The organism is Streptomyces sp. SLBN-118 (genome assembly GCF_006715635.1).
GTDB lineage: Bacteria > Actinomycetota > Actinomycetes > Streptomycetales > Streptomycetaceae > Streptomyces.
The window spans coordinates 2,954,487-2,969,573 of sequence record NZ_VFNP01000002.1 but is presented as its reverse complement, the minus strand read 5'-3'; the positions used below and the strand labels follow the sequence as shown (position 1 = coordinate 2,969,573).

Below are 15,087 nucleotides of genomic sequence, written 5' to 3'. Positions count from 1 at the left end.
AGGGCCTGGCGCCATGGGCAGCCCGGGGATCCCGGCGCAGGGCGAAGAGGGCCCGCACAAGGGCGCTGACTCGCCCTTCGGCGAAACGGATGCGCCCGCCGGCGTCGCGCCCCCGGGCGGGACGTGCGGCCCGGACCGCCCACGTGCGGTGACCTCGGGGCACGTCGAGGAAGAACTGCGCGGCCAACCAACCGGAGCGATTCCGGCCAACCGGCCCAAGTCCGCCAGGCGTTCGCTCACCCCGCGGCGGGGGCACGGGGCCTGGACCCCATGGCTCTACCTCGCACCCGCGCTCGTCGTGCTCGGCGGGCTGCTCGTCTATCCCATCTACCAGCTGGGCCTGATCTCCTTCCTGGAGTACACCCAGGCGCAGGTCAGTGGCGGCGAACCCACCGCCTTCCAGGGGCTCGGCAACTACCGCACCCTCTTCGCCGACAGCCAGTTCTGGCAGGTCCTCCTCGCCACGCTCGTCTTCGCCGCCGCCTGCGTCCTCGCCACGCTCGCCGTCGGCTGCGTCCTGGCCGTCCTGCTCACTCGCGTACGCGCCGTCCCCCGCCTCGCCCTCATGCTCGCCGCCCTCGGCGCCTGGGCGACCCCCGCCGTCACCGGCTCCACCGTCTGGGTCTTCCTCTTCGACCCGGACTACGGGCCCGTCAACCGGGTCATCGGTCTCGGCGACCACTCCTGGACGTACGGGCGCTACAGCGCCTTCACACTCGTGCTCCTCGAAGTCGTCTGGTGCTCGTTCCCCTTTGTGATGGTCACCGTCTACGCGGGCATCAAGGCGATCCCCGCCGAAGTCCTGGAGGCCGCCTGTCTCGACGGCGCCTCGCAGTGGCGGACCTGGCGCTCCGTCACGGCACCGATGCTGCGCCCCATTCTGGTCGTCGTCACCATCCAGTCGATCATCTGGGACTTCAAGGTCTTCACCCAGATTTATGTGATGACGAACGGCGGTGGCATCGCCGGACAGAATCTCGTGCTCAATGTGTACGCCTATCAGAAGGCTTTCGCCTCGTCGCAGTACAGCCTGGGCTCGGCCATCGGGGTCGTGATGCTGCTGATTCTGCTCGCGGTCACCCTCGTATATCTGCGCCTGCTGCGACGCCAGGGAGAAGAGCTGTGAGCCTGCCCCGCATTCACCCCTCCTGGCGCCCCCGGCGTCCCATCCGCCCATCGCGCCCCTGGCTCCCCAAGCGCCCCTGGCGCCTCGCTGCCGAGGGCTCCGCGCTCGTCATCGCGGTCGTGGTCGCATTCCCCCTGTACTGGATGGCACTCTCAGCGTTCAGACCGGCAGGCGAGATCCAGTCGACGAAGGCGCGCCCCTGGACGCTTTCCCCCTCGCTCGACTCCTTCCGTCGCGTCTTCGAACAGCAGGAATTCGGCCGTTATTTCCTCAACAGTTTGTTTGTCGCGAGCGTGGTCGTCCTCGCCTCCGCGCTGATCGCCTTCCTTGCGGCGACGGCGGTCACCCGGTTCCGTTTCCGGTTCCGCACGACCCTGCTGATCATGTTTCTCGTCGCGCAGACGGTGCCCGTCGAGGCGCTGACGATCCCGCTGTTCTTCCTGATGCGGGACCTCGGACAGCTGAACACCCTCGGTTCGCTGATCCTGCCCCACATCGCCTTCTCGTTGCCTTTCGCGATCTGGATGCTGCGAGGCTTCGTGAAGGCGGTTCCGGAGGCACTTGAGGAGGCGGCTCACATCGACGGCGCGAGCAGGACCCGCTTCCTGTGGCAGATCCTCTTCCCGCTCGTCTTCCCGGGCCTCGTGGCGACGAGCGTGTTCTCGTTCATCTCGGCATGGAACGACTTCCTGTTCGCCAAGTCCTTCATCATCAGCGACACCTCGCAGTCGACGCTGCCGATGGCTCTGCTCGTCTTCTTCAAGCCGGACGAGAACGACTGGGGCGGGATCATGGCGGCGTCGACCGTGATGACCGTCCCGGTGCTCGTCTTCTTCGTACTCGTACAGCGACGCCTGGTCTCCGGCCTGGGCGGCGCCGTCAAGGAGTGAGAGATGGACCTGATTCCGGCCCCGTCGAGCATCGAGGGCCCGTACCGCTGCGGCTTCGTCATGGACAGCCGTACGTCCCTCACCGCCGGACCGGGCACGGAGCGGACGGAGCGCTGGCTGCGCTCCGTACTCGGCGCGACTTTCGGGCTGCCGCTTCCGCCGGGGCCGCCGGCCACGAGCAACAGGCTCGCCCTGCGCATCGACGACTCCCTGCGGCCCGAGGCGTACCGGCTGACGGTGACCTCGACGGTGGGCGCCCAGATCGTCGGCGGCGACGCGGCGGGCGTCTTCTGGGGCGCCCAGACGCTGCGTCAACTGCTGGGCGCGGAGGCATTTCGCCAGGCGTCCGTCGCCACGGCCGCCGCCGCACTGCCGGACCAGGTCATCGAGGACAGCCCCCGCTTCCCCTGGCGCGGCCTCATGCTCGACGTCTCACGGCACTTCATGCCCAAGGCCGACGTCCTGCGCTACCTGGATCTGCTCGCAGCACACAAGCTCAACGTCTTCCACTTCCACCTCACCGACGACCAGGGCTGGCGCCTTGAGATCAAGCGGTACCCGAGGCTCACCGAGGTCGGAGCCTGGCGCGCACGCACCAAATACGGCCATCGCGCCTCCGAACTCTGGGACGAACGGCCGCACGGCGGTTACTACACGCAGGACGACATCCGCGAGATCGTGGCGTACGCCGCAGAGCGGCATATCACCGTCGTTCCCGAGATCGACATCCCCGGCCATTCACAGGCCGCCATCGCCGCGTATCCGGAACTCGGCAACACCGACGTCATCGACACGACCTCCCTCTCCGTGTGGGACAACTGGGGCGTATCTCCGAACGTACTCGCCCCCACTGACAACACCCTGCGCTTCTACGAGGGGGTCTTCGAGGAGATCCTCGGCCTCTTCCCCTCCACCTTCGTCCACGTCGGCGGCGACGAGTGCCCCAAGGACCAGTGGAAGGCGTCCCCGGCCGCCCGGGCGCGCATCGACGAGCTGGGGCTGAAGGACGAGGATGAGCTCCAGTCCTGGTTCATCCGGCACTTCGCCACCTGGCTCGCCGAGCGCGGCCGCCGCCTCATCGGCTGGGACGAGATCCTTCAGGGCGGGAACCGACAGGGCGTACGAGCGCCGGGAGGCGAGACGACCCAGTTGGGCCTCGCGCCCGGTGCCGCCGTCTCGTCGTGGCGCGGATACGCCGGCGGTATCGCGGCCGCCCAGGCAGGTCATGACGTCGTCATGTGCCCTGAGCAGCACGTCTACTTGGACCACCGTCAGCACGGCGGCCCGGACGAGCCGATGCCCATCGGATATGTCCGCACACTTGAGGACGTCTATCGCTTCGAGCCGGTTCCCCCGGCTCTTTCGGCCGAGGCCGCAGCGCACATCCTCGGTACCCAGGCCAATGTCTGGACCGAGGTGATGCAGGACCGCTCCCGCGTCGACTACCAGGTCTTCCCGAGGCTCGCCGCCTTCGCCGAGGTCGCCTGGTCCGCGCTGCCGGCCCCCGCCGAGCGCGACTTCGCTGATTTCGAACGGCGAATGACCGCCCACTACGGGCGGCTTGACGCGCTCGGCGTCGACTACCGTCCGCCCGGGGGCCCGTTGCCGTGGCAGAAGCGCCCCGGCGTGATCGGACGCCCGATCGAGGGTGCGCCCCCAAACGTGTGAGCCCGGCCGGAACCCGCGTCGTCCGCTCACGCTGCCCTGCGACGGTTGAACCGTGTAAGGAATAAGTCGCACATCGGTCGCCGAAGGGTGGCAATGCGCATGTGGCGCCGACGGTGTTCCAAAACGGACCAACGTCGTGAGCCGGTATATCCAGGACGGATATGCCCTTCGTGGACCCTCTCGTCGGTCGGTCCGGAAGATGTGCCAGAGTTGCCACGTCCGGGCTGTGAGCACGTACGGTACGGCAACAAGGCGGGACAGCCGGGACACCGGGAAGGGGCAGCTGGGTGACCACGCACGCACCGCAGGCGGCGCAGTCGGTGACGCTGCCGGCTTCGCTCGACGAGGCCGTGGCGGCGCTCACCGCCATGCCTGCCGCCGTGCCTGTCGCGGGCGGCACCGACCTCATGGCCGCCGTCAACAGAGGGCAGCTCCGCCCCGCCGGCCTCGTCGGCCTCGGCCGCATCAGCGAGATCCGCGGCTGGAGCTACCAGGACGGACACGCACTGCTCGGCGCCGGACTGACCCACGCCCGGATGGGGCGGCCGGACTTCGCCGCCCTCATTCCCGCGCTGGCCGCGTCCGCGCGCGCGGCGGGCCCGCCCCAGATCCGCAATGCGGGCACGCTCGGCGGAAATATCGCCACCTCCTCCCCGACCGGGGACACGCTGCCGGTGCTGGCCGCCCTGGAGGCGGACCTGGTCATCGCGGGCCCGGGCGGCACTCGCCGCGAGATTCCCGTGTCCCACCTGCTGGCGGGCCGCGAGATGCTCGCCCCCGCCGAACTGATCGGTTTCGTACGCGTACCGCTGCTGCACGCGCCGCAGGTCTTCTTGAAGGCCACCGGGCGCACCGGACCGGGCCGCGCGGGCGCGTCCGTCGCGGTCGTCCTCGATCCGGCCCGGCGAGGCGTGCGCTGCGCGGTGGGCGCGATCGCCCCGATGCCTCTGCGGCCGCTGGAGGCCGAGCGGTGGATCGCGTCCCTGATCGACTGGGACGGCGAGCGTGGCCTCGCGAGCGAGGCGTTGGCGGCCTTCGGTGAGTACGTCTCGGCGGCGTGCATTCCGGATCCGGCGCCGGCCGCGCAGGACGAGGAACAGCAGGTGCTGCCGCCCGCCGTACTGCATCTGCGGCGCACCGTCGCCGCGCTGGCCCGACGTGCACTGGGGAGGGCGCTGTCGTGAGCAATGAGGACAATTCGCGCGAAATGCCGCACGAGCTCCCGCCGGAGCAGGGCGGCTGGCAGCCCATTCCGCACGGCGGTGAGTACGACGCCGAGGCCACCGCCTTCCTGCAGTTGCCGCCCGAGGGCATGCCGGACGCCGCGCCGCTGGAGGCGCCGGGGCACGGCTACGTACCGCCGGTGATCACGCCGCCGGTACCGGACCCCGCGGCAGATCCCGGCGCGACGGGCGGATGGGCCGTGCACCAGCCGACGGGTGAGCCCGCGTCGGTGCGGTGGCCGGAGCCCGAGTCGCCGCACGCCGAGCACGTCGACCCGCATGCCACGGGCCAGTGGACCTTCGGCGAGGCGGAGCCCGCTCCGGCTCCGGCCGCGTCCCCTTCCGAGCTGACCGGCCAGTGGACGATCCCGGTGGCCGACGGTGATCTGCCCGAGGAGTCCGGCGAGTTCACGACATCCGCGCTGCGGTCCCAGTGGGGAGCCGCGCCCGCCACGCTCCCGGGCGGTGCGAGCGCCCCGTGGGCGCCGTCCCCGGACGCCCCGGCCACGCTGCCGGGCGGTGCGATCGCGCCCTGGGCGACGGCCCCGGAGCCCGCCGCGGCCGAGGAGCCGGTACCGGAGCCGCTGGGGACCGCCGCGCTGCCTCAGGAGGCCCACGGCGAGCCCTCGCAGCGGCCCGGGGAGGCCCGGCAGGCATCCCCGGGGACTACCCCTGAGGAGGCGGCGGAGGCGGCCTCGGAGCCCGGGCGGGAGGCCGCTGCCCTCAGCTCCTCCACCGACAGCGACGAACACCCGCCCACCTCCTACGTCCTGCGCGTCAACGACACCGACCGCCCCGTCACCGACGCCTGGATCGGTGAATCCCTGCTCTACGTGCTGCGCGAGCGCCTCGGCCTCGCCGGCGCCAAGGACGGCTGCTCGCAGGGCGAGTGCGGCGCCTGCAACGTCCAGGTCGACGGCCGCCTGGTCGCCTCCTGCCTCGTCCCCGCCGCGACCGCCGCCGGCTCCGAGGTCCGTACGGTCGAAGGCCTCGCCGCCGACGGCGAGCCCTCCGACGTGCAGCGCGCCCTGGCGGGCTGCGGCGCGGTCCAGTGCGGCTTCTGCATCCCCGGCATGGCTATGACCGTCCACGACCTCCTGGAGGGCAACCACGCCCCCACGGAGCTCGAGACCCGCCAGGCCCTGTGCGGCAACCTCTGCCGCTGCTCCGGCTACCGGGGCGTCCTCGACGCCGTACGCGAGGTGGTCGCCGAACGTGCCGCGAGCGCCGCGGCCGCCACCGAGGCGAGCGAGGAAGCCCGCATCCCGCACCAGGCGCCCCCCGGCGCCGGTAGTGTGCAGCCCCACCCGCACGACGGAGGCATGGCGTGAGCAACGACGCGGCCACCACCGCGACGCCCCGGACGGCCGACGGGGGGCAGCCCGATGTGCCCGCCCACGGCCTCGGAGCGTCGCTCCCGCAGGCCGATGCCCGCGCCAAGACCGAGGGCACGTTCCCGTACGCCGCCGACCTGTGGGCCGAGGGCCTGCTGTGGGCGGCAATTCTGCGCTCCCCGCACCCGCACGCGCGGATCGGTTCGATCGACACGTCGGCGGCGCTCGAGATGCCCGGCGTACGAGCCGTGGTGACCCATAAGGACATTCCGGGCGATTCGTCGTACGGCAGGCGTATCGCCGACCGTCCCGTCTTCGCCTCCGACATCGTCCGCCACCACGGCGAGGCGATCGCGGCCGTCGCAGCGGATCACCCCGACACGGCCCGCCTCGCGGCCGCGGCGATCGCCGTCGAGTACGAAGTACTCGACCCGGTCACCGACCCCGAGAAGGCCTTCGCCGCCGAACCCCTGCACCCCGACGGCAATCTCATCCGCCACATCCCGCTGCGCTACGGCGACCCGGACGCGGCGGGCGAGGTGATCGTCGAGGGCCTGTACCGCATCGGCCGCCAGGACCCCGCTCCCATCGGCGCCGAGGCGGGCCTCGCCGTACCGCGCCCCGACGGCGGAGTCGAACTGTACGCCGCGTCGACCGACCCACACACGGACCGTGATCTGGCGGCGGCGTGCTTCGGCCTGGAGCCCGACCGGGTGAAGGTCGTGGTCACCGGCGTCCCCGGCGCGACGGGCGACCGCGAGGACCCCGGCTTCCAACTCCCGCTGGGACTGCTGGCGTTGAAGACCGGCTGCCCGGTCAAACTGACCGCCACCCGCGAGGAGTCCTTCCTCGGCCACGCCCACCGCCACCCGACGCTGCTGCGCTACCGCCACCACGCGGACGCCGAGGGCCACCTGGTCAAGGTCGAGGCCCAACTCCTGCTCGACGCGGGCGCGTACGCCGACGCGTCGTCGGAGTCGCTGGCCGCCGCAGTGGCCTTCGCCTGCGGTCCGTACGTCGTCCCGCACGCCTTCATCGAGGGCTGGGCGGTCCGTACGAACAACCCTCCCTCCGGCCATGTGCGCGGCGAGGGCGCGATGCAGGTGTGTGCGGCGTACGAGGCCCAGATGGACAAGCTGGCCGGGAAACTCGGCCTCGACCCCGTGGACCTGCGCCTGCGCAACGTGCTCGCGACGGGAGACATCCTCCCCACCGGCCAGACGGTCACCTGCCCCGCGCCCGTTGCCGAACTCCTCCAGGCCGTACGGGACTTCCCCCTCCCCACCCTCCCCAAGGACACCCCGGAGGCGGCCTGGCTCCTCCCCGGCGGCCCGGAGGGCGCGGGAGAGCCCGGCGCCATCCGCCGCGGCGTCGGCTACGCGCTGGGCATGGTTCACATGCTCGGGGCGGAAGGCACCGACGAGGTCTCCACGGCTACGGTCAAGGTCCACGACGGCGTGGCGACGGTGATCTGCGCGGCGGTCGAGACCGGCCAGGGCTTCTCCACCCTCGCCCGCCAGATCGTCCAGGAGACGCTGGGCCTCGAAGAGGTCCACGTCGCCTCGGTCGACACGGACCAGCCCCCCGCCGGCCCGGCCGCCCACGGCCGCCACACCTGGGTCTCCGGCGGCGCCGTCGAACGGGCGACGAGGATGGTCCGCACGCAGCTACTGCAACCTTTGGCCCACAAGTTCGGCATGTCGACGGAGCTCCTTCAGATCACCGACGGCAAGATCACGTCGTACGACGGCGTCCTGTCGACGACGGTCACGGAGGCGATGGACGGCAAGGAACTCTGGGCAACGGCCCAGTGCCGCCCCCACCCCACCGAGCCCCTCGACGGCGCGGGCCAGGGCGACGCCTTCGTGGGCATGGCCTTCTGCGCGATCCGCGCGGTCGTCGACGTCGACATCGAACTGGGCTCGATCCGCGTGGTCGAAATGGCGGTCGCCCAGGACGTGGGCCGCGTCCTCAACCCGGCCCAACTGGCAACCCGCATCGAAGCGGGCATCACCCAGGGCGTCGGAGCGGCCCTGACAGAAAACCTCCGCACAGCCCGCGGCCTGGTCCGCCACCCGGACCTGACGGGCTACGCACTCCCGACATCCTTGGACGCCCCGGACATTCGCATCGTGAAACTGGTGGAGGAACGGGACGTGGTGGCCCCCTTCGGCGCCAAGCCGGCAAGCGCGGCACCGGTGGTCACCTCACCTGCGGCGGTGGCTTCCGCGGTCCGCGCGGCGACGGGCCGCCCGATCAACAGGCTCCCGATCAGGGCTCAGGCGGCGGTGGCGGTTCCCAACTCGTAGCCGTGTGACGCGCATTGCTTCTGCAATCCAGGGATGCGCGGTGTCACTGGTGCTCGGTACAGTGATCCCTGTAGACGTGTGTAAACGGGGAGGCGTTCGTGGCAGAGGACGACGGGACAGGGCGGCCGGTGTACGGCCCGCCGCTACCGGTGTATGGGCCGCCGGTACCTAAGCCGCCAAGCTCGATGGATACGTTGTGGAACGTCAATCCGCAGCAGGCGATGCTCGTTGAGGCCGAGACGCTGGCGAATTTCCGCAAGAAGGCTGACCAGATCCTCACCAAGCTGCTGGGGTCGCAGGCTTCGCCGAATCAGCTGGCCGACGAAAAGCTGGTGCGTGATGAGCTGGGCGGGGGGCAGAGTGCATTCATCGAGGCGCAGGAGCTCTTCGGCGCGTACGAGACGGTTGTCGCGCAGCTGAAGCAGCTGTCCAAGATGCTGTCAGACTCCGTGGAGGGTCTGAGCATCGCGATCCAGGCCTCGCAGAGCGGCTACGAGGAAATGGACGACGACGTCAAGCGTCGTATGCGTGCCCTGAACCAGCGCACGGGCGAGTGGGCCAGGGAGCACGCCAAGGATCAGCCGGTCGACCAGGGTGCTGACACCTGATGAAGCTGGGCCGAGGACAACGGGGGAAAGGGGTGACGGCACATGGGTAACGGTGCCAAGGGCAGTGGTGGAGTGCAGACCGACTTCCACAGCATGACCCATGACGAGTTGTGGGCATGGCTGACGCCTTCGAGCAGTGGGACGGTCCAGGGTGTTTCTGACAGGCTGGCGGAGGCATCCAAGGCTCTCGACCAGCTTGCCACCGACCTCACGACGCATATGAAGACCGTGCATTGGCACGGCGAGGCCGGGGACGCCTTCCGTAACTGGGGGGCGGACACCGCCAATTCCACTCGGCTTCTCAGTATGTACAGCAAGGATTCGGCGAAGTGGCTGTCGCTCGCCTCGACGGCGATCGCCGAGGCTCACAGCGCCATGCCTGACAGTCTGGGCACAGCGCAGGCCAGTGCCGATGCCGCGCGTAAGTACCACAACGATCCTGATTCGGCGCCGATTGGCGCGAGCGCTCGATCGACCATCCAAAAGTTCCAGCCGCCGCCGGATGAGAACGGCAAGGTGTCTCCTGAGGCCCTGGCAGTGGCGGCCAAGGCGCGAGAAGATGCCCGCAAAGCAGCGGCACGCAATATGGAGAGGCTGGCTGCGTCGTACTCGGAGAGCGCCCTCCAGATGAACTCGCAAGAGGTGCCTACCTTTCCGTCGCCGCCGGACCGCTTCGTTCCAGCGGCCCCCTTGTACGGCAAGAGCTCGGAAACGCAGTCAGTCGGATCACAGAGGCAGAGCTCCGACCAGCTCGGCACCGATCCTTCGGTGAGCGACAGCAAGCGTTCAACCTCATCGGACCCCTCTCAGCCGGCGGTGCCCGCGGAAAAGCACGGGCTGATCCAGCCTGAGCGCCCCACCCACCTGGGGATCGACAGCGTGGACACGCTGCCGCCGCAGACGCAACTCCCTCCGTCCACCCCCAATGTTCCTCCGGCAGGAAAGCCCGAAGGGCCAAACATCATGCAGCCGGGGCTGATTCCGCCTGCGTTCGGCGGCACCCCCCCGCCCACCACGAGTGCGTCCGGAAAGGCGCTTCCGAGTGCTCGCGGTCTCGTGCCGCCCGGACAGCCGGGAATCAACTCGCGAATGCCGCGTGAAGGCATCACCGGCGGCCGACCCGTCACGCCGAACACGGGCCGCCCCACGGGCGGGCTTCCCCGTGGCACGGTGATCGGCCATGAAGGAACCACGGGCACGCGAGGTCCGATGGGCCGTGGCATGCCGGGTATGCAGGGCATGCACGGCGGTGGGCAGATGGGCGGTACTGGTCAGGGCGGCATCTCCGGTGGGCGTCGCTTGGCGTCCGAGGGGGGCGGCGTTGTCGGAGGCCGGCCTCAGCAGCCGGGCCAGCCGAGCGCTCGCCCCTTCACGCCGGGTGGATCTGGCCTTGTCCGAGGCGGGACTGCAAGTGCTGGCAGCGGAGTACACACCGGCCAGGTAGGCCGAGCCGGAGCGATCCCCCCGGGGTCGCACGGTGCCAATGCCCGCCGTGAAGAGCAGAACGGCGAGCGCCCGGACTACCTCTCGGAAGAGGAAGAGACCTGGCAGCAGGGCAGTCGGCGGGTGGTACCGCCGGTCATCGACTGACCCCTCCCACAAAATAGGTCAAAGGAAGCAGATGCCTACCAGTAGTAATCGATCGCGTCGACGCCGGGTTGTTGTTGCGGCGTCGTTGGGCCTACTGCTGGTGGGCTCTGCAGCCGCACCGGCGCAGGCTGAATCGAACCGCTCCATGCAATGGCACTTGGATGCCATGCATGCGGAAGAGATGTGGAAGGTCAGCACGGGTAAGGGCGTTACGGTGGCGCTCATTGACAGTGGGGTCGATGCCACCCACCCGGACCTCAAGGGCCAGGTCCTCCGCGGCAAAGACTTTATGTCCGGGGAGTCGGGCGACGAATGGACTGACCTTCAAGGCCATGGCACCTCCATGGCCGGCATCATTGCTGGCACGGGCAAGATGGACGGCGGAAACGGCGCCTTCGGGTTGGCTCCGGGAACCAAGATCCTTCCCATCCGCTTCGAGGATACGGACGCACAGGGCAGCAAGCAGGATCAGGCCGACGAGTACCAGAAACCGGCGAGTGAAGCCATCCGCTTCGCGGCCGACCGCGGCGCGAAGGTCATCAACATCTCCCAAGGTGTCATTCACGGATCGCCCGAGTTGACGAACGCTGTGAAGTACGCCATCGACAAGGGGTCGCTCATCTTTGCCGCCGTCGGCAATGATGGCGACACCGACATCGAATTCCCGGCCGCCACGCCCGGCGTAGTGGGCGTGGGGGCGATTGGTAAGGACGGCAAGAAGATTGAAGAGGCCCAATATGGGCCACTCGTTGACTTCGTTGCACCAGGCGCGGACATCGTCGGACCCTGTACTAAGGAAACCCGACTGTGCAAGAGCAGGGGAACCAGTGACGCGACCGCTCTAGCCGCGGCTTCTGCCGCGCTTATCTGGTCGAAGCACCCGGAGTGGACCAACAACCAGGTCCTGCGCGTCATGCTCAACACTGTTGGCAGCCCGAGGAGCGGAGAGAAGCGGACCGACTTCCTTGGCTACGGGACCGTTCGCCCGCGCATTGCCCTGAAGACTCCGGGCGACCCGGGCCCTGCCGATGAGTACCCGCTCCCGGACCTCGCGGCCGCCCCCCCCAAGTCGCCCTCTTCGCAGCCTTCCAAGGCCGCCGGCGGTGCGGAGCCCGACAAGCCGCAGGCTGCCAACCCTGTCGCTTCCAGCGACGAGAGCAACACCACCCTCTGGATCGTCCTCGGCGTAGGCGCGGCCGCCCTCATCGGTGCCGCGGTCGCTGTCCCCGTCATTCGCTCCCGGCGCCGCAGCGTTTGACCTCCGGGATTCCGGGGTCTGGGTGCCGTCGTGCTCTGCGCGACGGCACCCTTTCCGTTGCGGCGTCACAAGTTCTGCACATTCGCATTCGGGGAAGTGGCGGATGAGTAGTGGTCGCGATGCCCCACTCGTGACGATGTGACACCCATTGCGTAAGCAATCCACGGGTGTGCGCTGGTTCGACCCGCTCGCTACAGTGGCCTCTGAAGCTACGGCAGTTGGGGAGCAAGCGGCCCACGGTGGGACATCGGGTCAAGCATCCGCCGTAGAAAGCCAGCATTGCCAATTCCAGTCCAGGCCGTGGCCGGGACTCAGCAACGGGGAAGACTGATGTCGTTCGACGAGGAATGGGCCAGCGCACGATCCGGTGCGACCAGCATGCGACTCAACCAGTTGCCTGCCGAGGGTGGTGGCGGGGGCGGCGGAGGAGACTCCGACTACAAGGTCACGTCCAAGGACCTGCGAGCCATCGGCAATGAGGCCCAGGAGCTCTACCACAGTCTCGAAACCGCCGCTTTCCACGCGGGGGCGAACCACGACACCGCCTCCACGAGTCTTGACAAGGACGGCTTCAAGATCGGCTCGGGCATGTGGACCGCCTGGGACAAGTGGCGTACGCAGTCCGAAACGCTCCTGAGCGCCTGCGCGCACATCCACAATCACCTCGAAGACACGATCCTCAGTCACACGAATCACGAAGAAGTGCTCGTCACCAACTTCACCATGTCCAAGATTTCCGAGCACTTCAGCTGAGGGGCGCGCAGATGCTGACGTTCGACCAGGTCCTCCACGTCCGGCTCGGCAGCCTCAACGATGCCATCACGGACTGGGGATCGACGCATGACAAGCTGACGAAGCTTGAGGAGAAGGCGGAAATCGGTCTTCGTGCTAAGGCTGACAAGGCCGACTGGTCGGGAGAGAACGCCGGGGTGACCCGCCCCTTCGTCACGAAGACGGCCAAAGAGTTCTCCGACGCCGCCAAAGTGGCGGACAGTATCCGCAAGATCCTTCGGGACGCAATGGCCGAATTTAAATCGGCAAAGGAAGCCCTGGAGAAGCAGATCGAAGACGCGCCCGCGAAGGGAATCCGCATCGATTCCAAAGGTGTGGTCAGCTACCTGATCCACCCCGATCGCAGGAGTGAGGACTACGACGGTCCCAAGCCCCAGGAAGCGGACTTCGAGGCGGTGAGGTCTGCCCTCAAGTCCGCCATCGACAAGGCGAACGAAGCCGATGAAATCGCCTCTCGGGCGCTCAAGTCGGTCGTCGGCACGGACGAGAACAACTTCTCCGGCACCGAGTACAAATCTCTTGAGGACGAGTCGAAGGCGCAGGACGCCGAGGACGCCAAGGCCGCGGCGAAGCTCGCGGAGAAGGGCGACGACGCGACGCCGGAGGAGATCGACAGGCTCAACAAGTACTTCAAGGACAACAAGGACGACCCGTACTTCGCCGAGCGTTTCGCCGTCGAAGTGGGGGCGAAGGGCAACCTTGAGTACTGGGCGGACATGGGTGACGCGAGCGACGGCAACCGCCTCGGCGTCGACCACCCCGACAAGCTGAAGGAGCTTCAGAAGAACTGGAGCATGACTCTGGCCACCGCCACGCACTCCACGAGCCATGACATGGAGCAGTGGAAGGCCGACATGATCAAGGCCGGCAGCGAGCCGATCCAGACGCGCGGGACGCATCCGTACGGTTTCCAGGTCATGAGCAACCTGATGCGCGTCGGGAACTACGACAACAAGTTCCTGCGCAGTTACGGCAACGCGCTCGTGGTGGCCGAGGACAAGATCACGCACGGCGGATCCAACCCCCCGGGCCGGGCCTGGTACCAGACGCCGCAGAACCACCTCAACTGGATCGGCGGCGGCGCGGGCCAGGACCCGATGTCTGGGTTCATGGAGGCGCTCGGCCACAACCCGAAGGCGTCGACCGACTTCTTCAACAGCGACATCGACCTCACGCCGGAAAACAGCAAGGACGACAAGAAGCTCAACGCGTTCGACTATTTCTCCAAGGACCGGGACTGGCCCGAAGAGCTCAATGACAAGGGTCATATGAGCAAGGAGCCAGGGTACGACTCCCTGGGCCATGCGCTGGAGTCGGCCACGACGGGCCACCCTTACGACGCTCTGCCCGAGGGTCTCAAGGATGTCCGTACGGCGGACAATGCCGAGGTCATGCAGAAGGTTGTGGAGTACTACAGCAGCGATCCGAAGCACATGCATGAGCAGCCGGGCATCGACGACAGCCTCGGCAAGATGGGCGCGGCATACATCGACGAGTTGGACCGGTCGCTTGAGCAGGACAGCGACGAGATCATGGAGGAGAAGAAGAACTCCCCCTTCGGTAACAACAATAAGGAAGGTCACTCGCGGTTCGGTGAGAAGTTCGACACCGAACTGCTCTGGAAGCGGGGCGACGCGGTCAACTTTATGGGCATCGTGGCGCAGAGCGAGTCGGGCCACTCCACGTTGTCGCAGGCCCAAATGCTGTACACGGCTAGCGTCCTGGACGACGTCGGTCCGAAGCCTGGCACGGACCTCACGGATGATCGGGTTCTCACAGACGCCAGGACCACTCTGCGTATCGGCAGTGAGGCTCAGGGTCTCATGGATGAGACGCGTATGGCCCAGATCGACAAGGACTACGAACATGACGCCGAGGAGCACAAGAAGGCGATCGGCCGGAACACGGAGTGGGTCAAGTTCGGTGTGGGCGCGGCCGCTGCTGGAGGCGTCGCGGCGTTGACCGGGGGAGCAGGCGGAGCGCTTGTTCCGCTGGCCACGGAAACCGTGGGCGGCGCCGTGGTGACCTTCCTAGGCATGGAAGCCGACGACATCGCGGAGAAGTACGAGAAGGACAACATCCTCAAGCAGAACATGGACGACCTGAAGAACGATGCGCTGCGCACGGGCAAGGAGAATTCCCTGAACCCCGGCAAGGCATACGCCAATGCTCCAGGATGGAGCGACAATGACTCCAATTACCTCGATGAGGAACTGGTCGAAAACGTCAGGAACGCGCGCAACAATTCGAAGGACAATTCTCTTCCCGACCCATACGAGAAGCCGTGAA

The 15,087-nt window shown here is 68.0% G+C and carries 11 protein-coding genes; all 11 read left to right on the top strand.

Translation table 11 applies throughout. The features are described from left to right. Nucleotides 1-13 precede the first annotated feature (13 nt). The 11 genes from FBY35_RS31970 to FBY35_RS31920 all read left to right on the top strand — a co-directional run bounded on the left by FBY35_RS31970 (nt 14) and on the right by FBY35_RS31920 (nt 15,086). A complete protein-coding gene (locus FBY35_RS31970; RefSeq protein WP_260848882.1) occupies nt 14-1,126 on the top strand; it encodes a carbohydrate ABC transporter permease in 1,113 nt (370 codons plus the stop codon). Nucleotides 1,127-1,137: 11 nt separating this feature from the next. Further along, entirely contained in the window at nt 1,138-2,016 is an 879-nt protein-coding gene (locus FBY35_RS31965) for a carbohydrate ABC transporter permease (protein WP_186357169.1), read from the top strand. Nucleotides 2,017-2,019: 3 nt separating this feature from the next. After that, a complete protein-coding gene (locus FBY35_RS31960) occupies nt 2,020-3,684 on the top strand; it encodes a beta-N-acetylhexosaminidase (protein WP_142217410.1) in 1,665 nt (554 codons plus the stop codon). 287 nt (nt 3,685-3,971) lie between these two features. Then, complete coding sequence (locus FBY35_RS31955) at nt 3,972-4,868, top strand: xanthine dehydrogenase family protein subunit M (protein WP_142217409.1); 897 nt, start codon at nt 3,972-3,974, stop codon at nt 4,866-4,868. 23 nt (nt 4,869-4,891) lie between these two features. Then, nucleotides 4,892-6,238, top strand: a complete 1,347-nt coding sequence (locus FBY35_RS31950; RefSeq protein WP_142218275.1) for a (2Fe-2S)-binding protein — start codon at nt 4,892-4,894, stop codon at nt 6,236-6,238. Further along, entirely contained in the window at nt 6,235-8,550 is a 2,316-nt protein-coding gene (locus FBY35_RS31945; RefSeq protein ID WP_142217408.1) for a xanthine dehydrogenase family protein molybdopterin-binding subunit, read from the top strand. The genes FBY35_RS31950 and FBY35_RS31945 overlap by 4 nt, the downstream gene beginning before the upstream one ends. A 98-nt stretch (nt 8,551-8,648) precedes the next feature. Beyond that, a complete protein-coding gene (locus FBY35_RS31940) occupies nt 8,649-9,158 on the top strand; it encodes a hypothetical protein (protein ID WP_142217407.1) in 510 nt (169 codons plus the stop codon). A gap of 42 nt (nt 9,159-9,200) precedes the next feature. Beyond that, nucleotides 9,201-10,748 (top strand): WXG100 family type VII secretion target, encoded by a 1,548-nt coding sequence (locus tag FBY35_RS31935; RefSeq protein WP_142217406.1) that lies wholly within the window; start codon nt 9,201-9,203, stop codon nt 10,746-10,748. A gap of 31 nt (nt 10,749-10,779) precedes the next feature. Beyond that, complete coding sequence (gene mycP, locus FBY35_RS31930; RefSeq protein WP_142217405.1) at nt 10,780-12,006, top strand: type VII secretion-associated serine protease mycosin; 1,227 nt, start codon at nt 10,780-10,782, stop codon at nt 12,004-12,006. Between the two features lie 330 nt (nt 12,007-12,336). Continuing rightward, nucleotides 12,337-12,759, top strand: coding sequence for a hypothetical protein (locus FBY35_RS31925; RefSeq protein WP_142217404.1), 423 nt, complete (start codon nt 12,337-12,339; stop codon nt 12,757-12,759). Between the two features lie 11 nt (nt 12,760-12,770). Continuing rightward, nucleotides 12,771-15,086 carry a DUF6571 family protein gene (locus FBY35_RS31920; RefSeq protein ID WP_142217403.1) on the top strand — a complete coding sequence of 772 codons (2,316 nt, stop codon included), beginning with the start codon at nt 12,771-12,773 and terminating at the stop codon, nt 15,084-15,086. Nucleotide 15,087: the final 1 nt, after the last annotated feature.

Coding starts and splice junctions, on each gene's coding strand:
- FBY35_RS31970 (WP_260848882.1), top strand. CDS start 14: ATGGGCAGCCCGGGGATCCCGGCGCAGGGCGAAGAGGGCCCGCACAAG.
- FBY35_RS31960 (WP_142217410.1), top strand. CDS start 2,020: ATGGACCTGATTCCGGCCCCGTCGAGCATCGAGGGCCCGTACCGCTGC.
- FBY35_RS31950 (WP_142218275.1), top strand. CDS start 4,892: ATGCCGCACGAGCTCCCGCCGGAGCAGGGCGGCTGGCAGCCCATTCCG.
- FBY35_RS31935 (WP_142217406.1), top strand. CDS start 9,201: ATGGGTAACGGTGCCAAGGGCAGTGGTGGAGTGCAGACCGACTTCCAC.
- mycP (WP_142217405.1), top strand. CDS start 10,780: ATGCCTACCAGTAGTAATCGATCGCGTCGACGCCGGGTTGTTGTTGCG.
- FBY35_RS31925 (WP_142217404.1), top strand. CDS start 12,337: ATGTCGTTCGACGAGGAATGGGCCAGCGCACGATCCGGTGCGACCAGC.
- FBY35_RS31920 (WP_142217403.1), top strand. CDS start 12,771: ATGCTGACGTTCGACCAGGTCCTCCACGTCCGGCTCGGCAGCCTCAAC.